The organism is Anaerolineae bacterium, assembly GCA_013178165.1.
In the GTDB taxonomy this organism is placed as follows: Bacteria; Chloroflexota; Anaerolineae; order Aggregatilineales; family Ch27; genus Ch27.
The window spans coordinates 1-20,719 of sequence record JABLXG010000025.1 but is presented as its reverse complement, the minus strand read 5'-3'; the positions used below and the strand labels follow the sequence as shown (position 1 = coordinate 20,719).

Annotated in this window: 15 protein-coding genes; 11 read left to right on the top strand and 4 right to left on the bottom strand. The window is 64.1% G+C overall.

Translation table 11 applies throughout. The annotated features are described in order from the left end of the window. Positions 1-76: 76 nt before the first annotated feature. The 4 genes from HPY64_13900 (at position 77) to HPY64_13885 (ending at position 6,371) form a co-directional block, all read left to right on the top strand. Positions 77-1,573, top strand: coding sequence for a peptidase S10 (locus HPY64_13900; GenBank protein ID NPV68229.1), 1,497 nt, complete (start codon positions 77-79; stop codon positions 1,571-1,573). Positions 1,574-1,721: 148 nt separating this feature from the next. Then, positions 1,722-3,095: a DNA repair protein RadA gene (gene radA / locus HPY64_13895; protein NPV68228.1), complete on the top strand. Its 1,374-nt coding sequence runs from the start codon at positions 1,722-1,724 to the stop codon at positions 3,093-3,095. A gap of 80 nt (positions 3,096-3,175) precedes the next feature. Next, positions 3,176-4,591 carry a hypothetical protein gene (locus HPY64_13890; GenBank protein ID NPV68227.1) on the top strand — a complete coding sequence of 472 codons (1,416 nt, stop codon included), beginning with the start codon at positions 3,176-3,178 and terminating at the stop codon, positions 4,589-4,591. Between the two features lie 145 nt (positions 4,592-4,736). Further along, a complete protein-coding gene (locus HPY64_13885; protein ID NPV68226.1) occupies positions 4,737-6,371 on the top strand; it encodes a M1 family peptidase in 1,635 nt (544 codons plus the stop codon). Between the two features lie 18 nt (positions 6,372-6,389). Here HPY64_13885 and HPY64_13880 read toward each other — a convergent pair whose 3' ends face one another. Beyond that, positions 6,390-7,712 carry an LCP family protein gene (locus HPY64_13880; GenBank protein ID NPV68225.1) on the bottom strand — a complete coding sequence of 441 codons (1,323 nt, stop codon included), beginning with the start codon at positions 7,710-7,712 and terminating at the stop codon, positions 6,390-6,392. A gap of 171 nt (positions 7,713-7,883) precedes the next feature. Here HPY64_13880 and HPY64_13875 point away from each other — a divergent pair, with 171 nt between their 5' ends. From HPY64_13875 to HPY64_13845, 7 genes are all read left to right on the top strand, one after another. After that, a complete protein-coding gene (locus tag HPY64_13875; protein ID NPV68224.1) occupies positions 7,884-8,714 on the top strand; it encodes a lipoate--protein ligase family protein in 831 nt (276 codons plus the stop codon). Positions 8,715-8,844: 130 nt separating this feature from the next. Further along, positions 8,845-9,888 (top strand): DNA polymerase III subunit delta', encoded by a 1,044-nt coding sequence (gene holB / locus HPY64_13870; protein ID NPV68223.1) that lies wholly within the window; start codon positions 8,845-8,847, stop codon positions 9,886-9,888. A gap of 918 nt (positions 9,889-10,806) precedes the next feature. Continuing rightward, positions 10,807-11,187, top strand: a complete 381-nt coding sequence (locus tag HPY64_13865) for a response regulator (GenBank protein ID NPV68222.1) — start codon at positions 10,807-10,809, stop codon at positions 11,185-11,187. 27 nt (positions 11,188-11,214) lie between these two features. Beyond that, positions 11,215-12,285 (top strand): class I SAM-dependent methyltransferase, encoded by a 1,071-nt coding sequence (locus HPY64_13860; GenBank protein ID NPV68221.1) that lies wholly within the window; start codon positions 11,215-11,217, stop codon positions 12,283-12,285. 51 nt (positions 12,286-12,336) lie between these two features. After that, on the top strand, positions 12,337-13,734 hold the full coding sequence (locus HPY64_13855) for a hypothetical protein (protein ID NPV68220.1): 1,398 nt from the start codon (positions 12,337-12,339) through the stop codon (positions 13,732-13,734). A gap of 183 nt (positions 13,735-13,917) precedes the next feature. After that, positions 13,918-15,381, top strand: a complete 1,464-nt coding sequence (gene gatB, locus HPY64_13850; protein ID NPV68219.1) for an Asp-tRNA(Asn)/Glu-tRNA(Gln) amidotransferase subunit GatB — start codon at positions 13,918-13,920, stop codon at positions 15,379-15,381. Positions 15,382-15,426: 45 nt separating this feature from the next. Further along, positions 15,427-16,032 carry a GNAT family N-acetyltransferase gene (locus HPY64_13845; protein ID NPV68218.1) on the top strand — a complete coding sequence of 202 codons (606 nt, stop codon included), beginning with the start codon at positions 15,427-15,429 and terminating at the stop codon, positions 16,030-16,032. A gap of 107 nt (positions 16,033-16,139) precedes the next feature. On the opposite strand, the gene HPY64_13840 is transcribed toward HPY64_13845, so the two are convergent. The 3 genes from HPY64_13840 to HPY64_13830 form a co-directional block, all read right to left on the bottom strand. Continuing rightward, entirely contained in the window at positions 16,140-17,369 is a 1,230-nt protein-coding gene (locus HPY64_13840; GenBank protein NPV68217.1) for an aminopeptidase P family protein, read from the bottom strand. Positions 17,370-17,405: 36 nt separating this feature from the next. Beyond that, the gene (locus HPY64_13835; protein ID NPV68216.1) at positions 17,406-18,212 is read right to left on the bottom strand and encodes a hypothetical protein; all 807 of its coding nucleotides are present in this window, start codon (positions 18,210-18,212) and stop codon (positions 17,406-17,408) included. A 63-nt stretch (positions 18,213-18,275) separates the two neighbouring features. Further along, positions 18,276-20,282 (bottom strand): ABC-F family ATP-binding cassette domain-containing protein, encoded by a 2,007-nt coding sequence (locus HPY64_13830; GenBank protein ID NPV68215.1) that lies wholly within the window; start codon positions 20,280-20,282, stop codon positions 18,276-18,278. Positions 20,283-20,719 lie beyond the last annotated feature (437 nt).

Genomic DNA, 20,719 nt, shown 5'->3' with positions numbered 1-20,719 from the left:
GGGGTAGTTCGCGGGCGCGGGCTGCCCCGTCATTAACCTGAACAGCCGCGGGAGATGACCCTCAGAGGGGCAACACATGACTGAAGAAAATCCGAAAGTTGAACAGCCCGAACAGAAAAAGGATGACACCCCGGAGAAAAAGCCCACGCCGCCGGAACCCGCGCCGGTCGAGACGCGCCATACCGTCGCTGTGAACGGGCGCACGCTCTCCTATACCGTCACCACCGGGCGGCTGCCGCTGACCAACGAGGAAAAGGGCGAAGTCGAAGCGCACGTGTTCTTTGTCGCCTATACGCTTGACCGCCCGGAGGGCGCGCCGCTTGGCGCCCGCCCGCTGACATTTGTGTTCAATGGCGGCCCCGGATCGTCGTCGGTATGGCTACACTTGGGCGCGGTCGGGCCGCGCCGTGTCCTGATGCAGGACGAAGGCTGGATGCCCGCGCCGCCTTACCGGCTGGTCGATAACCCGCATACCTGGCTGGACCTGACTGACCTGGTATTCATCGATCCGGTCGGTACGGGCTTCAGCCGCGCCGTCAAGCCGGAACTAAACCAGCAGTACTGGAGCTTGCGCGGGGATCTGCAGGCGGTCGGTGAATTCATTCGCCTGTACCTGACGCGCTACAACCGCTGGGCCTCGCCCCTGTTCCTGGCCGGGGAAAGCTATGGCACCACCCGCGCGGCAGGGCTGGCCGGTCATCTGGTTGACCGGGGCATCGCCTTCAACGGCATCGTCCTGATCTCCACCACGCTCAACTTCCAGACGCTGGAATTTGAGCAGGGCAATGACCTGCCCTATGCGCTCTTCTTGCCTACCTACACGGCTACTGCCTGGTACCACCGCAAGCTGCCCGCTGACCTGCAGGAAAAGCCCCTGCGCGCCGTGCTGGATGAGGTGGAAGCCTGGGCTGGCTCGGAGTACCTGATCGCCCTGGCTAGAGGCGACCGGCTGGCCGAGAGCGAGCGCCAGGCCGTGATCAGGAAGCTGGCCCGCTACACCGGCCTGGAACCGCGTTACATCGAGGGCACGCGGCTGCGCATCGAGATCATGCGCTTCTGTAAGGAACTGCTGCGGGATGAAGGGCGCACCGTTGGTCGCCTGGATTCGCGCTTCAGGGGTTTGGACGCCCTGGCTGTGACCGAACGCCCGGAGTTTGACCCCTCCTACACCGCGATTGTGCCACCCTATACGGCCATGCTCAACGACTACGTGCGCCGCGAACTGGGCTACGAGACCGACCTGGAATACCAGACGCTCAGCTTCAAGGTGAATGCCGAATGGCAGTGGGATCAGGGCAAGTATGCCGATACCAGTGAGGCGTTGCGCGGCGCACTGGCCCGCAACCCGTACATGAAGGTTTTTGTGGCCGCCGGGTACTATGACCTGGCGACGCCCTATACGGCAACCTACTACACCCTCAGCCACATGAATCTGGCTCTGGAACAGCGGGCTAACGTCCAGACGGCGGAATATGAGGCCGGGCACATGCTCTACCTGGACCTTAAATCGCTGGCCAGGCTCAAGACGGACGTGGCCGGTTTCATCGCCGGGGCGCTGGGTGGCCAGGGATAAGCAGGCAGTGGCGCGGCGTATGCTGTGCCACTGCGCTGCTGCAGATCGCTGACAGGCCCGGCCTGCCCCGACCAGGACGCCATTTCATCCGCTAGCACAAACGTGCTATACTACCTCTTGAGCAGCTTCCAGCAGTGAGATGGGGCTTATGGCCAAGACGCGCACCAAATACGTTTGCCAGGAATGCGGGCGCGAATCCCCGCGCTACATGGGCCGCTGCCCGTCCTGCGGCGAGTTCAACACCATGGTCGAGGTAGTGGAAGCACCGCCCGCCAAAGGCGGCGGCCCGCGTCCAGCAGGCGCACCACAATCCCGCCCCCAGAAGTTGCGCGAGATCAGCGGCGACGCCGGCCTGCGCCTGCCGCTGCCCATCGCCGAGTTCTCCCGTGTGCTGGGCGGTGGGATCGTCCCCGGCAGTATCGTCCTGATCGGCGGCGATCCCGGCATCGGCAAGAGCACGCTGCTGCTGGAGGCGGCGGCGAAGCTGGCCGATACCAGCGGGCCGGTGCTTTACGTTTCCGGCGAGGAATCGGCCCACCAGATCAAGATGCGTGCCGAACGGCTCAACCTGCATCCTGAGGAGCTATACATCGTCACGGAAACCAGCCTGGGGACGATCTTTGAGCATGTAGCCCGCTACCAGCCGCAAATCCTGATCGTGGACTCGATTCAAACCACCTTCACCGAGGAGGTGGCCTCTACCGCCGGGAGCGTCACCCAGGTGCGGGAGTGCGCCAACCGCCTGCGCGAGCTGGCCAAGAGCAGCGGCATGGCCGTTTTCATCGTCGGGCACGTGACCAAAGAGGGCACGATCGCCGGGCCGCGTGTCCTGGAGCACATCGTCGACACTGTGCTCTACCTGGAGGGCGACCCCTTCCAGACCTACCGTCTGCTGCGCAGCGTCAAGAACCGCTTTGGCGCGACGAGTGAGGTGGGCGTCTTTGAGATGCGTGGCAGCGGGCTGGTGGAAGTGTCCAACCCGTCGGAGGCGTTCCTGGCGGAACGGGTGGTCAACGCGTCGGGCAGCGCCATCGCCGTCACGCTGGAAGGGACGCGCCCGCTGCTGGTGGAAGTGCAGGCGCTATGTAGCCCGACCTCCTTCGGCTATGCCCGGCGCACCGCCAATGGCATCGACTACAACCGCCTGCTGCTGATTACCGCTGTGCTGACGCGGCGGATGGGCTTCAAGCTGGTGGAGCAGGATGTCTTCGTCAACGTGATCGGCGGCCTGAAGATCGATGAGCCGGCGGCAGACCTGGCCGTAGCCGTCGCCCTGGCCTCCAGTTACCTGGATCGCCCGGTGCCCGCTGACCTGGCCATCGTTGGCGAGATTGGCCTCAGCGGGGAGTTGCGGGCGGTGAGCCAGCTCCCGATCCGCCTGAACGAGGCGGCCAAGCTGGGCTTCCGCCGCATCCTGGTGCCCCGCGCCCGGCGCAAGGACGATCTGGCGGTCAAAGGGCTGGAGGTGATCCCGGTGCGCAGCATCGCGGAAGCCTTCCGTGTGGCCGTGCCGGAGCAGTGACGGCCATCCTCCACTTGACGAATCCCGCTGGATGGCCTACAGTCGCGGGCAGGCACGATTCCCCCCAGGAGGCATCAGGCATGGCGATCAACTACGCCAAGTTCGGGCTGGATGCCAACCAGCCGCTGGATTCCTCTGGCAACATCGCGCGCCGCCTGCAGAACCCCGACCTGCTGGCTTCTTCCGGCGCGCACTGGCTACGTCTCAACTTCGTGCTGCCCAACCTCAATTACCTCGACCGCTATGACCGCATTGTTGATGGCTTCCGTAGCCGGGGGATGAAGATCTACGCCACGGTCGGCCACGACGCCTGCCGCGACTTCTGGCTCGGCGATACCCTGCGCGACCCCAACCATCCCAACGCCGCTGCCTGGATTCAGGCCTACGCTGCCCGCTTCCGGGCCATCGTCGACCGCTACCGGGGCAAGGTCTTCGTCTACGAGGCGCTCAACGAGCCGAACGGCTGGCATGGCGGCGACCGCGCTCTGGTTCATCCGCGCTGGTTCGTGGCCATGATGAACACGCTCTACCAGACCCTCAAACCCCGTGAGCGCGGCATCCGCCTGATCAGCCCCCCGCTGGAAGCGACGTGGGTCAATGGCAACGAGGCCGCCCGCTACCTGAACACTGTCTACCAGATCGGCAACTGGGCGCCCGGCGAAGTCCCGTGGGACGGCGTCGGCTACCACCTTTACATTGGCGAAGACCCTGCTTCACCGACCGGCACCGATGGCTCGATTAACCCGGAGGATATCCGCGCCACCTACCGCTCCTACATGGACCGTATGTGGGCGGTGATGCATGCCCACGACCCCGGTACCAAGCACCTGATCTTCGTCTCGGAGTTCGGCTGGTCATCTGATCTGGGGGAGGATTACCAGGCCCGCCAGAATACGCTGGGCATGTCCCTGCTGTCCGCCGATGACCGGGTGGCGTTGGCCTCGCTGTTCTGTGCGGAGGATTTCGGCAAGAAGTACGGCCTGTTTGTGGAAGGGCTGGGCCGCCCCAAGCAGGCCTTCCACAAGTTCCAGGAACTGATGCGCGCTCACGCCCCGCAGCGCAGCGCCCAGGTTGACCTTAAAGCGCTGGAGGGACCGGTTAACGTGCCGGTGGAAGGCGCGCCCAAAGGCCCAAGCTGGCCATGGTCGGTCGGGCCGGGGCTGATGAAGCACCCGGTGCAGCGGCGGGTGGTGATCCTGCTGCCGCCTTTTGACGACGGCCGCTGGGGGCGGGCGGTGCTGGACGCCGGTTACTACGGCCAGGGCGGGGTGACGATCACCTGGAGTCCGGGCGAAGCCGGGCTGACCATCGCCGGGGAAACGCGCCTGGTGCTGGTGGTCAACCCGCTGGAATGGGGCACGCCGGATGGCTCGATGGTGCCCTGGTTCCGGGCCAATACGCCGGGCGTGAAGGTGCGGGAGGAGACCTTCACCTCCCCCAAAGCCCTGACTGACTGGCTGAAGGCCAACCCTGACCCCTTCGCCGGGATGCAGTAGCCCGCGGCCTGAGCAAAGAGAAAACGGGCGCAGCTGGCTGGCTGCGCCCACTTTTCCCGTTACATGTTGGACGAATCCCCCGTTTGCGTCTAATGTTAGAGGCGAATGGCCCTGGATGGTGCCCCTGACGCACCGGGAGGACAGTATGCGGCACGCGCTTCTGATCGCCCTGACTGCGCTATTGCTGGCGGCTGGCCCGGCCCTGGCCCAGAGTCCCGGCGGCGCTGGCCTCGGCGACAGCTATTACCCCGCTCTGGGCAATGGCGGTTACGACGTCCAGCACTATGACCTGAACCTGCTCTACGACTTTGACGCCCGGCTGCTGATGGGCACAGCCACAATCGAGGCTGTTGCCACGCAGGACCTGAGCGCCTTCAACCTGGACTTCCGGCGGCTGACGATCAACCAGATTCGCGTCGACGGGGCCATCGCTGCTTTCGAGCACCGCGGCACGGAGTTGACCGTCATCCCCACCCGGCCCATCCCCGCCGGGGCCACCTTCACGACCGTCGTTCTGTACGAGGGCATCCCCGGCATGGGCAGTACGCGGATGACTGAGCTGGGCTGGACACATCATGAGAACGGCGTCTTTGTGGCCGGGGAACCAGCCGGAGCGTCGTCCTGGTATCCGGTCAACGAGCACCCGCTGGACAAAGCTACCTATACGATCCGCGTTACCACCCCGGCGGAATATGTCGTCGCCGCCAACGGCCTGCTCACGGAGACCATCGACCGGGGGGCTATGCGGACGTTTGTCTGGGAAAGCAGCTATCCGACTGCCAGCTACCTGGTGACCGTCAGCATTGGGGACTTTGTGATCGAGGAGCAGGAGGGGCCGAACGGCCTGCCTATCCGCAACTATTTCCCGCCCGATATCGCCGAAGAAGCCTCTTACGACTTCGGGCGCACACCACAGATGATCGCGCTGTTCAGCAGCCTGTTCGGGCCGTACCCGTTCGAGGCGTATGGCGTGGTTGTCGCCGATGCACCCATCCCCTTCGCCCTGGAGACGCAGACGCTATCGCTCTTCGGGCGGCGGCATGTGGACGGCGAGCGGGGGGATGAGATCACCGTCGCCCACGAACTGGCCCATCAATGGTTCGGGAACAGCGTCAGCCTGGCCGACTGGTCCGACATCTGGCTCAACGAGGGCTTCGCCGAATACGCTTCCTACCTGTGGTACGAATACCTGGAAAGCCGCGAGGCGCTTGACGAGGTGCTGCACCACTTCTACAACCGCCTGGCAGAAAGCCTCCTGCCCCCGCCCGGATCGCCGCCGCCGGATGACCTGTTCAATATTAGCGTGTATGTCCGGGGGGCGATGACCCTGCACGCTCTGCGCGCCCGGCTGGGCGATGAGGTCTTCTTCCGCATCCTGCAAACCTACTACGACCGCTTCAAGTATGGCAACGCGACCACCGGGGACTTCATCGCCGTTGCGGAGGAAATCAGCGGGCAAGAACTGGACAATTTCTTCGACGCCTGGCTGTACCGTCTGCCGCTGCCCCCGATCCCGGAGCTGGGGTGGGCGCCACCCCCACCGCCAACGGCAACGCTGCGGCCGACGGTGCCCGCCCGGCCAACGGTATCGGCCCTGCCAACGGTGTCAGCTCTGCCAACGGTATCAGCCCGGCCAACGGTGTCGGCTCTGCCGACGGTATCAGCTCTGCCGACGGTATCAGCTCTGCCGACGGTATCGGCCCGACCAACGGAATTGGCCCGGCCGACGGTAACACCCCGGATCACGGTGACACCGATGCCGACCCCGGCCCGCGGGTAAGAAACAGCCTGTCACCGGCTACTGGTTATAGTTCTCGCCGAAGACCTCGACCATCAGCGGGCCAAGCGCGTAGCGGTTAGGGATCACCACCGACTGGCCGTCTGGCGTGGTGTAGAAGCTAATGTAATGCTCGTCGATCACACCGGTACGGATATTTTCCGGGGGGATATCCTTGGCGTACCAGGCCAGCCGGAGCAACTGATCAAAGGTCAGGCCGGTGCGCACACCATCGCGGATGCTGGCCCAGATCGTCGGAGCGGCGACGACAAGCTGCGGCAGATTGCCCACCTGTAGCACCCGGTCGCGGATGGCGAACAACACCTGCTGCTGGCGCTCCGCCCGGCGGAAATCGTTAGAGCCATGCCGGGTACGGGCGTACTTGAGCGCGGTCGCGCCGTCCAGGTGGTGCTGACCGGCTGGCAGGTAGAATGGATCATAGCCGTAGAACATATCGGGATACTGGGGATCGTTGATGGTGGTCTCCACGGTCACGTCGATGCCGCCGATGGCGTCAATCACAGTGATGAAGGCGTTGAAGTCCACAATCAGGTAATCATGGACGCGCATCCCCAGGTTGTACTGCACCGTTTCCATAGCCAGGCGGGGGCCGTAACCCGGCTGGCGCAACTCGCCCAGCACATAGGCGGAATTAACGCGCTGCAGCTGGTTATAGCCGGGGATGTTGACGTACAGGTCACGGGGGATGCTCAGCACGCCGATGCGCCCCGTCGTCGGGTCCAGGCTGGCCAGCATCATGGTGTCGGTGCGGTAGGCGGCGTCGGGGGGGTCGCCGGGCCGCCGGTCCCAGCCCATCAACAGGATGGTAAAGCGTTCCGTGCCGTTCCAGGGTTCGATCCCCAGGTTGGCCGGATCCAGGGTTGGCTGTTCGGCCCCAGCGTCTGAACTGATGGCAAAGTTCGGCACGGCGGTAGGCAGGATGACGACCGAGGTGGCCGACGCCGCGACCATGCCCTCATCCTCAACAAAAGCGTCTGCCCGGCTGCTGCGCAGGATCATGAAGATGCTCAGGCTGGTGACCAGCGTCACACCGATCATGGCCATGGCCACCACCAGCCAGGCCCACTCATTGCCGCGTCGCCGGCGGGGCCGTGTTCGCCGCCGGTACGCCACTTCCGGCGGGCCGGCAGGCCGGGATTCCAGCAGGGGGGGACGCAACGGCGCTGCCCCGGCGACCGGCTGCTGGCGCGGGTAGGGGATAACCGGCGGCAGTCCGGCGGGCCGGGTCAGGGCGGCGTCTTCGTCATCTGCCGGGATGCGCGGCAGGTGCGGCACGGTGGACTGGGGGTCCTGTTCTGAGCTTGCCGGGAATCGTTCGTCCATGCGGTATCACCTGTAAGCGGTCGGACGCCCTCATTTTACTCCTGGGCGGCCCGCCGCCCAAGCCTGTGCTCAGGCGAGAGCGGACTGTAGTTCTACCGTAGACGCGCTACAATTGCCAGCGCGTTTGCGCCCGCACGATGTGCGCCGCACAGCCGGAGTGAAGCAAGAACGATGACTGTTGCCCGTGAACACTGGCGTTTGCTGGTCACGCCGCCATGTACCGGCGCGTACAACATGGCGCTTGACCAGGCTATTCTGGAACAGGTCGGCGCGGGGAATGCGCCGCCTACGCTGCGCTTCTTTGCGTGGACTCCGCCATGCCTGTCCCTGGGACAGGCCCAGCCCAGCGCCGATGTTGACCTGGCGCGCCTGCAGGAACGCGGCTGGGGGCTGGTCCGCCGGCCAACCGGCGGGCGGGCTATCCTGCACACCGATGAGATCACCTATAGCGTGACCCTGCCGAAAAACCATCCGCTGGTGCAGGGCGATGTGGTCGCCAGTTACCACCGTCTGAGCGCTGCCCTGCTTGACGGGCTGGCCCGGCTGGGCTTGCAGGCCCAGGCCGACCGGCGGCTAGAGCGGTCGGCGACGCGCCCCGGCGGGCCGGTGTGCTTTGAGGTGCCTTCCGATTACGAGATCACTGCCAACGGCAGCAAGCTGATCGGCAGCGCCCAGGTGCGGCGCTTTGAAGGCGTGCTGCAGCATGGCGCCCTGCCACTGTGGGGAGATATCACCCGCATCTGTGACGCGCTGGCCTTCCCTGACGAAGCCGAGCGCGAGCGCGTGCGGGCGCGGGTGGCGGTGCGGGCCACCACGCTGGAGCGGGCGCTGGGCCGCCGGGTGAGCTGGGAGGAAGCCGCGGACGCCCTGCGCGACGCCTTTGCAGAGCGCTTCGGGCTGCTCTTTGGCCCGCCGGAAGGGCCGACCGCGGCGGAAGAGGCGCGGGCGGTGGCGCTGGTAACCGATGTCTACGGCGCGGATACGTGGACCTTCCGCCTGTAGGAGGCGGCACACTCCTGGCGATTTCCCGGCCTCTTGTGGGGTACGTACGGTGCTGGTCAGGCTTGTGCGCCGGCGCTACAATCCAGCCAGAACCGTTGCGCCCTGCTGACCGATCGTTGAGAGCCGCGCTATGCCCGATCCATCACCAGCGCCGAATCCGGTAGATTCTGCCGCCGCCAACTGGGGCATCATCGGCCACCAGTGGGCGGTTGAGCATCTGGCCAGGGGGCTGCGCCATGGTCGTGTTCGCCACGCCTACCTGTTTGTCGGGCCAGCCGGGATCGGCAAGACGACGCTGGCCCACGCCTTTGCCGCCCGCCTGAACTGCCTCCACGACGACGAGAACGCCCGTCCCTGTGGCCGGTGCCTGGCCTGCCGCAAAATCGCCGCTGGCAACCACCCGGATGTCAGCCTGATCGAAGCCGAAGAAGTCGGTGGGACGCTCAAGATCGAGCAGGTGCGCGAGTTGATGCATATGCTGGCGCTGCGACCTTATGAGGGCCGCTACCGGGTGGGCATCCTGCGGCGTTTTCACGAGGCGCGCCCGCAGGCCGCTGACGCCCTGCTCAAGACGCTGGAAGAGCCGCCGTCGTATGTGGTGCTGGTGCTGACGGCGGAAAACGTCAACCTGCTGCCGCGCACCATCCTCAGCCGCTGCCAGATACTGCGCCTGCGGCCTGTGCCGGTGCGTCAGGTGGAAGCGGCGCTGACCGCCCGCTGGGGGGCCAACCCGGAACAGGCGGCGCTGCTGGCCCAGCTTTCCGGTGGGCGACCGGGCTGGGCCGTGCGCGCCCTGACTGATCCTGAGGCGCTGGCCTCCCGCGACCTGGCCCTGGATGACCTGGCTCGTATCCTGACGGAGAGCCGCATCGATCGTTTTGCGCGGGCGGAGGCAATGGCCCAGCCGCGCAACCGCGCTGCCCTGCGCGAAACGCTGATCCTGTGGCAACTGTTCTGGCGGGACGTGATCCTGGTCCTGACGCATAGCCGCGTGGCTCCGGTTAACCGCGACCGGCGGGCTTTACTCAACCAGTACGCCCGTGATTTTTCGCTGGAGCAGGCGCAAACCGCCCTGCGCGCCACCCGGCTGGCGCTAGATGACCTCAGCCGCAACGTCAATGTGCGCCTGGCGCTGGAAGTGATGCTGCTGGATTACCCCGGCTTGAAGGGCTAAGAACCTCATATCCGTAAAAGGAGTGCTCAGACAAGGGGTTTAAGCCCCTTGTCCTGTCAGTTCATGGGGATGTTTTACGCAATGGGCCTGATCATCCCTGCCGAAGCCCGGCAAGGTGAGCGCCACGTCTGGGGAGGGCGTGGCGCTCCGGGGGGGGTGAGCAGGGATGGCAAAACTGCTCATGTTTCAGGAGAAGGCCCGCGTAAGGAAGGCTGAGAGAAGCAGGCCTTTACAGAAAAGCCAGGTAGCGACGCAGATCGCGCAAAAAGTTAAGGAAGAACATGGGCCAGCTCCTTGGTCTCAGGGTCAAGTCACGGAAGGGCAATGATGCCTGACAAGCATGATAACACATTTTGTTGTGGAAAAATTGTCCTGCGGTAGAAAATTAACGAAAAATTCACGTTTTGCTTGCTGGAATTTCGATCAGTCAACAAGGTTTGCTTGGTTCTATCTTCACATTGGCTGTGGTTGACTGGTTGACGGGTGCATTCCAGATTGGGGGCAAAAAAGCAAGAAGCTGGCGGAACACTGAGGAGGGATGGGCAATTGGAAACAATACTCGCCTGGCCGGTCCGAGAATGCCCTGATCCCCCCGTGTTGAGCAGATACTCGTGCTGCGTTTGGCTTGGCTTGAGCCACGACTTCGATGACCTCTGGGTTGTGGCGGCTTGACCCTGCCCCAAATTTGGAATGCACCCTGGTTGACAGACTGCTTGCCTGTTTGTCGAAATTTATTCTATATTTAAGGTGTTGGTGTTCTGATGGCCGGCCTTGTGTAACCCCTGCTTGCAGAACTCCACACCTGTTCTTGTTGCCCGACAGGCAGCGCCTCCCTGGCTATCACAGCCTGGGGGCTGCGAGTGTGACCTGGTTGTTGCTTTGTTCCTGCGCTGACCAGGTTTTGCCGGGGAGGCCTTGATGTCCAAGCGCATCCTGATCGTCGAAGATGAACAGACCAACCTGCTGGTAGTGACCCAGATTCTGGAGCTGATTCTGGATCAGCACGACCTGCTCTTTGCCCGCGATGGGCACGAAGCCATCACCATGACTTACCAGCACCAGCCCGACATCATCCTGATGGATCTCTCCCTGCCCAAACTGAGCGGCTGGGAGGTCGTCCGCTCGCTCAAGAAGGACAGCCGGTTCCGGAATACGCCCATCCTGGCCCTGACCGCCCATGCCATGGTCGGGGATCGGGAGCGCGCCCTGGAGGCCGGCTGTGACGACTATTTCACCAAGCCGATTGACATCGACCGGTTTGTTTCGTTCCTGAAACCCTATCTACAGGACGATCATTGAGCCAGCAGGCAGAAAGGCAGGCGAACCATGTTGTTCATCAGAACGGCGCGGGTATACTGGCGCATCCTGAGGAATGTCGGGTCAGTGATGCGGCTCGGACGGCAGGCCGACAAGATATTTCGTTATTATGCCCTGAAAGTTTTTGATGATGCAGGCCTGTTTGAGTACCTGAAAGAACCGCGCACTTACGGTCAGATTCTGGCGGAATTTGGCTTCGCCGACATCGACTATACCCGCGAGTGGCTGGAAATCCTTTCCACCGACAAAGAGAACATGCTGATTCATGAGGATGGTCTCTTCCGCCGCAACCCGGCAGTGGAAATGCCGGACATCAACGCCATCATGGCCCGCACATCGGGCACGGTCAAAGGCTTTTCTCACATGGCCGAGGGCATGACGGTGAACATCCTGCCCCGCATGCGCCAGGAGCCGGTCATCCTGCTGGAAAGCTTTGAAAAAGATGGCCGCCAGTTCCTGACCAAACTGGATAAGACCCTGGGCCAGCGGCTGTACCAGTCCATGCGTAAGGCCGTCTTTGATTTCCTGACGGCGGACGATCTGCGCTGGCTGCATAGCGGCGGCAGGCTGCTGGAGGTGGGCTGTGGCAGCGGGCGGGAAACCGCCGAAATCTGGCTGCGGCTGGGCGGCAAGGTGCGCATCGTCGGCGTCGATCCTGTCCCCGGCATTATCGAGCTGGCCCAGCAGAGCTTCCCCGGCTACCTGAAGGAGATCGATCCACATCACCCACCGGTCACCGACGAAAACCGCCCGGAATTCCTGGAGGCCAGCGCCACGCGCCTGCCCTTTGAGGACAACAGTTTTGAGTCGGCCATGACTTTCTGGATGTTGCACTGGACCCCCGATCCGCGCCAGGCCATCAGCGAGCTGGTGCGGGTGGTCAAGCCGGGCGGCCTGATCTTCGGAGCGCAGGCCTTCAAGCCGGAGGCTAACCCGTACTTTGACCTGGTCTTCCGTACGAACGAAAACTGCCACGGCATGTTCTGGCGGGAGGATTTCCGGCGGTGGTTTGCGGAACACGGCCTGGCGGTGGAACTGGCCTCGCCAGTGGGAACCTACCGCGTCCGCAAGCCCAAGTGAACTTAGCCCGGCAACGGGCCTGAGGGGGGTCCTCTGTGACCCAAGGGTGATATGGCAAGGGACTTGTTCAACACACTGTCGCCGTACAAGCGGCTGGAGCATACCCGGCGGCAGCGCCTGGTGATGGATATCAGCTGGGGCATGGCTCTGTTCATCATTCCGGTGCTGGCGCTGTATGCCCTCATGCTGCTGGACCGCTACGACACACGGGTCCTGCTCACGCTGGTGCTGTGCATGTTCATCATCCCCATCAGCCTGAGCGCTCGTGAACTGGCCCGCCGGGGTAATCCTGCTCTTGGCGGCTACCTGCTCTTGCCCCTGATCATGCTCATCCTGGCCATCAATTCCCTGCTCATCGAAGGGTTGAGCATGGTGGTCGGGCCAGTTTATATCGCTATCGTGGTGATAGCCGGGATGATGCTGGGGCCGCGGGAAAGCTACGTGAGCGCCGCGATTGCCTCCATCCTGTGGGTTGGGACGCAGCTGGCCCTGACCCAGGGGTGGGTTAGCCCGGCCCCGCTGCCGGAGCCTGTTGGCTCGATCAGCATGATGGTCATCATGATCCTGACCATCTTCTTTGTGGGGGTCCTCAGCCAGCTGGGGACCAGCGATCTGCGTCACGCCCTGGACGAAGCCACCTACGACCTGGTGCAGGCTAACCGCCAGCTGGAAGAAGCCAGCAAGCTTAAGTCGCAATTCACCGCCCGCACCAGCCATGAGTTGCGCACACCGTTGAGCGCGATCATCGTCTTCACTGACCTGGCCCTGCGCGGGGCTTATGGCCCCCTGACTGAGAAAATGCGCGCCAGCATGGAACATGTGCTGCTCAGCGCCAAGCGGCTCAAATCCCTGATCGATGACATCCTGGACATCTCCAAGATCGAAGCGGGGGAGATGGTGATCGTGGAAGAGCCGTTTCCGCTGCACCGGCTGGTAGACATCCTGCATACTACCCTGGCTTCCGGCGCCCAGGAAAAAGGGCTGCGCTTTACGGTCACCCTGGCCCCGGATATGCCGACGCAGATCGTGGGGGATGAAAAGCGGCTCAGCCAGATCGCCATCAACCTGGCCCACAACGGCATCAAGTTCACCGACAAAGGCTCGGTTGAAGTGACCATCGACCGGCTGAGTAAGACGCTCTGGCGTATCCGCGTGGCCGATACCGGGCGCGGCATCCGCGAGGAGAACTTCAAGACCATCTTTGAGGAGTTCCGCCAGGAAGTGCGCAACTCCCAGGAAAGCGGCACCGGTCTGGGGCTGGCCATCACCCGCCATCTGGTCCAGATGATGGGCGGGGAGATTCGTCTGCAGAGCGAGATCGGCAAGGGCAGCACCTTTGACGTACTGCTGCCGCTCAAGCCCGCGCCGCCAGAGGAGCCGCCAGCGGAAGCCGGGCAGCCCGAATCGGCGCCCCGGGCGTCAACGCCACAGACTGGCCCGGCGGCGTAGCAGCGGCGCGGCTTCCTGCTACACATAGAGCGCAGAGAACAGGCCGGGAGGCCGGGGAATCGCCCGGCTTCCCGGCCCTCTCGATCTCCCGGCGCTTCCCGGCGCTGCCCCGGCAGCCCGGTCGTGGTACAATCGGCGCCTTGAATGTGAGCGTCCAACCTGCGCCTGAGCGAGATACCCGCCATGACCCGCTACGAACCCGTCATCGGCCTGGAAGTCCACGCCGAACTGCTGACCCGCAGCAAGATGTTCTGCGGTTGCGCCGTCGTGGATAGCACCCAGGCTCCGCCCAATACCGTCACCTGCCCGGTCTGCCTGGGGATGCCTGGCGTCCTGCCGGTCATCAACGCGCGGGCAGTGGAGATGGCCCTGCTGGTCGGCCTGGCCCTGGACTGCGAGATCCCGCCGTTCAGCCAGTTCGCCCGTAAGAACTACTTCTATCCCGACCTGCCCAAGGGCTACCAGATCAGCCAGTACGAGCATCCGCTGGCTGTGAACGGCCACCTGGACGTTGACCTGCCGGGCGGCGGGGCAAAGCGGATCGGGATCATCCGCGCCCATCTGGAAGAGGATACCGGCAAGCTGACCCATACCGGGGATGGCCACAGCCTGGTTGATCTCAACCGGGCTGGGGTGCCGCTGCTGGAGATCGTTTCCGCGCCGGATATTCACAGCGCGGCGGAAGCCGAAGCCTACGCCCGCAAGCTGCGGGCCATCCTGCAGTATCTGGGCGTCAACCACGGCGATATGTCCAAAGGCGTGCTGCGCTTTGAGGCCAACGTCAGCGTGCGGCCGGTCGGGTCGGACGAGCTGCGCACCCGTACCGAGATCAAGAATCTCAACAGCATTCGCAGCATGGTTCGCGCCATCGAAAAAGAGGTCGAACGCCAGATCAGGCTATGGGAAAGCGGCGAAGGAGTCAAACAGGCCACCCTGGGCTGGGATGATGTGGCGGGCCGGATCATTATCCAGCGCGTCAAGGAAAGCGCCAGTGACTACCGTTACTTCCCGGAGCCGGACCTGCCGATCGTGGTGATGAGCCGGGAGCAGGTGGAAGCCACCCGCGCCCGTCTGCCGGAACTGCCGGACGCCCGGCGCGACCGCTTCATGGCCGATCTGGGCCTGAGCCGCGAGGACGCCGCCGCACTGGTGGCCGACCGCGCCGTGGCCGATTATTACGAGGCGGCGCTGGCCGCCGGGGCTGAACCCAAGCAGGCGGCCAACTTTGTCCTGGGCGAGATCTTCCGCCTGATGAACGCCGAGTCGCTGCCCCGCGAGGCCATCGACCAGATCCGGGTGACGCCGGGGGCGCTGGCCGGGTTGCTGGCGCTGGTCAACGCCAGGACGATCAACCTGAACACCGCCAAGCGGGTGCTGGACATCCTCTACGCAGAGGGCGGCGACCCGGCGCAGATCGTAGCCGCCCACGGGCTGGCCCAGATCACGGACGAAACGCCGATCCGGGCGACCATCGAGCAGGTGCTGGACGCCCACCCGGACGAGGTGGCGGCTTACCTGGCCGGGCAGGAGAAGCTGGCCAAATTCCTGATGGGCCAGGTGATGCGTGCCCTGCGCGGTCAGGGTCAGCCGCAGGTCGTGCAGGCCCTGCTGGAGGATGCGCTGGCCGCCCGGCGGGGGAAGTCATGATCCCCGAGCCGCTGATACGCTTTCTTCTCCACAGGAGGACCTGGCATGACCCCGGCCACGAAGCCGATTCTGCTTGATTTCCCTGACCAGATCGAAACCGAGCGCCTGATCATCCGCGCCCCGCGTCCCGGCGATGGCCCGCCCCTGGCTGAAGCTGTCCGCGACTCACAGACCCACCTGCAACCGTGGATGCCCTGGGCGCAGCGCGTGGCTTCTCCGGAGGAATACGAGGCTCTGGTGCGCGAGGGTATCGCCCGCTGGACGCGCCGCGAGGACTTCTGGATGATGCTGATCCGCAAGGCAGACGGGCGCTGGATCGGTGGCAGTGGCCTGCATGACCCGGACTGGGACGTACCGCGCTTTGAGATCGGTTACTGGGTGCGTGCTGACGAGGAAGGCAAGGGCTACATCAGCGAGGCTGTGCGGGCCATCACCGATTTCGCTTTTGTCACGCTCCGTGCTGAACGCCTGGAGATCCGCTGCGACGCTCTCAACAGGCGCAGCCGGGCGGTCGCCGAACGCTGCGGCTTTACGCTGGAGGGCTGCCTGCGCCGCGACACCCGCACCCCCGGCGGCGAACTGCGCGATACGCTGGTTTTCGGCCTGATCCGCCCGGACTGGGAAGCACGCCGGGCACAGGCGACGCCCTGAACAGACCCCTTTCCCGCCAGCATCAACAGGCCCGGATCCGCCCGGCTGGCGCCTGCCATCCACGGCGATCCGGGCCGGTCTCTCGTCTGGGGGGATCTCCTCCGGCGTTAGCCCTTCAGCGGCAACACCAGTTCCTTGTGCATTGACGTCAGGCTGTGAGCCACGCCCTGCTCATCGATGTAGACGGTATCTTCCACGCGGATGCCAAAGCCGCGATCCGGATAGTATACGCCCGGCTCCACCGTGAAGACGTTACCAACCTGCACTACATCCCGGTTGCGGAGGTGGGTGAAGCCCGGACGTTCGTGAATCTGCAGCCCCAGGCCATGCCCCAGGCTGTGGATGTAACCGACCGTTGAACCTGGATCGCTGCGACCGGTGGGGTGGCCGAACTCCTCCAGCACGTCCAGCGCGATCTCCTGATAACGCTTGGTGCGCTCCCCGACTTTGATCTGGCTCATCACCGCGTTGAAGGCGGTCATCACCTCGTCGTAAGCCTTCTGCACTTCCGGCGTAGCATAGCCGATGCTCCAGGTGCGCGTCATGTCGTGGTAGTAGCCGCTCTGCATGTCGCGCGGGAACAGGTCGAAGACAATCGCCCGGCCCAGGTAGAGCGGTTCTTCGTCGTTGCCATGGCTGTGGGGGAAGCCGCCGTCACGCCCCTGGGCGAAGATCATGCCTTCCGGGTCTTCCAGCCCATGTTCCAGCAGCTTAAGCCGGACGAAACGCTTGACGTCTCCGATCGTCAGCGGCGTACCATCCGCCCTGATGACGACGCCACCCTGAGCACGATGCCCGGCAATGAAGTCCCAGGCCGCCTGCATGACCAGGTTGGTGCGGCGGGCGACATCCTTGAGAAGTTTGATCTCGACGGCGTCTTTGGTCGTCACGGCTTCGTCAAAGAGTGTATCTTCCCGCTCGCCAACGAAGGTCATGGCCGGGAAGTGCTCGCTGAGCAGCTTGAGCATCTCCCAGCTGGCGCCGATATCGCCGAAGCCGTAGACGCCGATCCGCCCGCCGGTGATGCCCAGCCGCTCAAAGTAGCGCTCAAAGCTCCTGACCGTGCGCATGTCGGCGTCATCGGGATATTGCGCCCATAGCTCGTGGATGTTGAAGTCGTTGTAGTTATAAACCGGCAGGCCGCTCTGGCGGGCGTTTTCGATCTCCAGGGTATTGGTGATCATCACGGCTGGCTCGCCGCGCTTCTTGAAGACCAGCGCACTGGCTTCGTGGCCGTTAGTGATGTAGGCCCGGTGCGGGTTGGGCATCTCCCCACCGAGAATGATCAGGGCGTCCAGGCCCCGCTTTGCCATCAGCTGATCGAGATCAGACTTCATGGGCGTTTCCCCTTCGCAATGTTGGTCCAGGCCCGCCTATTGTAACCCGCCAGCGTCGGGCGTGGACAGGGCCAGCCGCCGCACCACCGCCACGGCTTCCACCGGGTAATCCGGCAGGCGGTCGCGCAGCAACCGCTCGGCCAGCGCCAGCAGTGCGGCGGCGGCCTGCGGCGTTTCCAGTAGCAGCGCAGCGTTGATCTCCGCCGCCGGGGCCGGGTAAGCCTGCTCAAAGCGGCGGGCCGGATCGATGCTGTCTAGCACGCCGGGCCGGTCGGCGGGAACCAGCGCTGCGATCAACGTCAGCAGATGGGTGACGGCCTCGCCGCGCACAAACCGGTGCCCGCTCAGGCGTTCCCCCCGCCGGTGTCGCCCGATTCCCACCCACAGGTTGGTCAGGAACTGGCCGAAGTGATAGGCCGGGTCAGCCTGCCGCCTGGCATGCTCGGCTGCCGGGCGGGCTGCGATCTCCCCGGCGCGGGCCGCGATCCGGGCGCGGTCGATCAGGACGCGGTAGCTGTTCAGGCGGGTGACTGCCAGTTCGTCCGGCGCAAACACAGCGTATTCCACCAGGTGGCCGAAGCGGTAAAGCACTTTGAGGCCGTGCGCCGTCTCCCGGAAGACCAGGACGATCTGCTCGTGGTCGGGCAGCCAGTCGAAGGTGGTACGGAAGTGCTCCTGCGCGCCCGGCGTGGTTACGATCCAGAAGTCATGGTCGGAATACTCATCCGGGGCGTGGTCGGTGGCGGCCATCGATCCGGCAGCAATCAAACCCAGCACACGGGAATCGGCGCCCAGGGTGCGCACCAGCGCCGCTGTAAACGCCTCATACTCAGCCCGGTTCATGCAGAGTTTCCCCCCTTTCGCGGCGGAAGTGCCCCGGTCACTGCTGTGGCAATGCCGCCGCCATCAATCCTCCACCATCAGTGCCTCCCATTCGGCCAGGGCGGCTTCCAGCTCCTGCTCGGCGCGGGCGTAATCCTGCCCCAGGTCGTGGACGCGGGCCGCATCCCCGGCGGCGCTGGCCTCCCCGATTGCGCCGCTGAGATCGACCAGCCGCACCTCCAGCGCCTCGATGCGGCGCTCCAGTTCGGTGGTGAGCCGGGCGCGTTGATAGGGGGAGAGCCTGGGCGAACGCCCAGCGCGCTCATCATCCGCCGGGGGCTTTGGCGCTCTGGATCGTTTGGGGGCGGTGATCGCCGTACGCTCTGCCGGGGCAGCGGGCTGGGGCGGTTCGCCTTCGGCGCTACGACCGTCCCGCACAACCAGATATTCGGCATAGGGGCCTTTGAAGACAATCAACTCGCCGGGGCGGGCATCCCAGATCTGCGTCGCCAGGCGATCGATCAAATAGCGATCGTGGCTGACCATCAGGATCGTGCCGTTGAAGCGATCCAGCACTTCTTCCAGAATCTCCTGGCTGGCGATATCCAGATGGTTGGTTGGCTCGTCCAGCAGCAGGAAATTAGCCCCGCTGAGAGCCAGCTTGGCCAGGGCCAGCCGCCCGCGCTCCCCACCGGAGAGCGTGTTGACCGAACGGAAGACATCCTCGCCGGTGAACAGGTATGTTGCCAGGTAATTGCGGGCCTGGCTCTGCGGCATATGGCGGACGCTCAGCAGTTCGTCGATGACCGTGTTGGCAGGGTTGAGTTCCTCGTGGGCCTGGGCGAAGTAGCCGATCTGCACGCCCGCCCCCAGCCGGGCGCTGCCCTGTTTGGGAGCCAGCTTGCCCAGCAACGTTTTGAGCAGCGTGGTCTTCCCTACCCCATTGGGGCCGATGAGGGCGGCGATCTCGCCCCGGTAGAGGGTGATATCCGGCACGGTGAAGAGCAGGTCGCCATCCGGGTAGCCAACGCCCAGGTTGTAGGTCATCAGCACCTTGTCCCCGCTGCGGATGGCCGCCTCCAGGCGCATGTGCATGTGTTTCTCGTGCTGCGCCGCGCTCAACAACCGCCCGCCACGGGCAGGCAACTCGCCGCGCAGGGCGGCCTCCAGGCGGTTGAGGTCGCCTTTTGACTTGCCCAGCACCATCGTTTCCAGCTTGCGGATTTTGCCGCGGGCCTGGCTGGTGTTCTGCTTGCCCAGGTTGCGGCGGATGTAGTCCAGTTCCTTCTCGATGAAAGCCTGCTGGGCTTCGTATTCCCGGCGTAGCCGTTCGTGGCGTTCCTCGCGCTGGGTGACGTAGTGGCTGTAATTGCCGCGGTAGACCTCCATCCGGCCAAAGGCCATCTCCCAGATGGTAGTGACCACGCGGTCCATAAAATAGCGGTCATGACTGACGGCCAGCACCGCTCCAGCGAAGGACTTGAGAAAGCCCTCCAGCCATTCCACCGCGTCAATGTCCAGGTGGTTGGTCGGCTCGTCCAGGACGAGCAGATCAGGCGTTTCCAGCAGCAGGCGGCCCAGCAGGGCGCGGGTGCGCTCCCCGCCGGAGAGCCTGGTCAGCGGACGCGCGTATTCGTCCGGGGTAAAGCCCAGGCCGGTCAGCACCATCCGGATGCGGTGTTCGTACTCAAAGCCGCCGGCCTGTTCATAGCGTTGCTGCAGCGCGCCATAGGCTGCGATGAGTTCGTCATCGTCCGGCCTGCCAACCATCTCGTGTTCCAGTTCGGCCAGGCGGGCTTCCATGTCACGTAGCGGACTAAAGACGCGCAACATCTCCTCATAGAGCGCATGATCGCCGGCCAGCTCCGGACGCTGGGGCAGGAAGCCGATGCGCAGGCCGCTGGCCCGCGTGATTGTGCCGCTGGTGGGCGTGTCCAGGCCGACGATCAGGTTGAGCAGGGTGGTCTTGCCGACGCCATTGGCGCCGACCAGGGCGATACGCGCACCGTGGGGGATGCTGGCGCTGACATCGGTGAAGATATCGCTGGCGCCAAAACTCTTGGTGACGTTAGTCAGGGTTACCAGGGCCATGATGGTGTTTACCTTCAGCTTCCAGCGACCTGCGGGGCCGCTGAACAGACCGTCATCAGTGTGCTGGGATAAGCGTTCCCGGCGTTACGCTCCGCCGGGCAAAAAAGCAAAAAGCTGCGGGACATGCGCCCACAGCCTTAAGAATTTGCTCGTAGCATTGCTAAGGGCGTGCAGGCGCAACATCAGGCTGGAAAAGCGCCACCAGCCATTCTGATCATCAGCCTGCCGTCCATGGGTGACTCCGTTGTGTTTTACCAGCGCCCTGGAGTGTACATGGCCGGGGAAGGCATGTCAAGCGCAGATGGGCAGCTGGCACGGCTGTTGCAAAGTCCGGTAGTGTATCTTTCGCGGTTGAAATTCAGATGCCGGTTGAAGGTTGCCCATCTAAGCACCAAATCGCATGTGTATTTTCTCTCAAAATGACACGCGACTTCATT

Coding starts and splice junctions, on each gene's coding strand:
- holB (NPV68223.1), top strand. CDS start 8,845: ATGCCCGATCCATCACCAGCGCCGAATCCGGTAGATTCTGCCGCCGCC.
- HPY64_13890 (NPV68227.1), top strand. CDS start 3,176: ATGGCGATCAACTACGCCAAGTTCGGGCTGGATGCCAACCAGCCGCTG.
- HPY64_13830 (NPV68215.1), bottom strand. CDS start 20,282: ATGGCCCTGGTAACCCTGACTAACGTCACCAAGAGTTTTGGCGCCAGC.
- HPY64_13865 (NPV68222.1), top strand. CDS start 10,807: ATGTCCAAGCGCATCCTGATCGTCGAAGATGAACAGACCAACCTGCTG.
- gatB (NPV68219.1), top strand. CDS start 13,918: ATGACCCGCTACGAACCCGTCATCGGCCTGGAAGTCCACGCCGAACTG.
- HPY64_13860 (NPV68221.1), top strand. CDS start 11,215: ATGTTGTTCATCAGAACGGCGCGGGTATACTGGCGCATCCTGAGGAAT.
- HPY64_13885 (NPV68226.1), top strand. CDS start 4,737: ATGCGGCACGCGCTTCTGATCGCCCTGACTGCGCTATTGCTGGCGGCT.
- HPY64_13845 (NPV68218.1), top strand. CDS start 15,427: ATGACCCCGGCCACGAAGCCGATTCTGCTTGATTTCCCTGACCAGATC.
- HPY64_13875 (NPV68224.1), top strand. CDS start 7,884: ATGACTGTTGCCCGTGAACACTGGCGTTTGCTGGTCACGCCGCCATGT.
- HPY64_13880 (NPV68225.1), bottom strand. CDS start 7,712: ATGGACGAACGATTCCCGGCAAGCTCAGAACAGGACCCCCAGTCCACC.
- HPY64_13840 (NPV68217.1), bottom strand. CDS start 17,369: ATGAAGTCTGATCTCGATCAGCTGATGGCAAAGCGGGGCCTGGACGCC.
- radA (NPV68228.1), top strand. CDS start 1,722: ATGGCCAAGACGCGCACCAAATACGTTTGCCAGGAATGCGGGCGCGAA.
- HPY64_13900 (NPV68229.1), top strand. CDS start 77: ATGACTGAAGAAAATCCGAAAGTTGAACAGCCCGAACAGAAAAAGGAT.
- HPY64_13835 (NPV68216.1), bottom strand. CDS start 18,212: ATGAACCGGGCTGAGTATGAGGCGTTTACAGCGGCGCTGGTGCGCACC.
- HPY64_13855 (NPV68220.1), top strand. CDS start 12,337: ATGGCAAGGGACTTGTTCAACACACTGTCGCCGTACAAGCGGCTGGAG.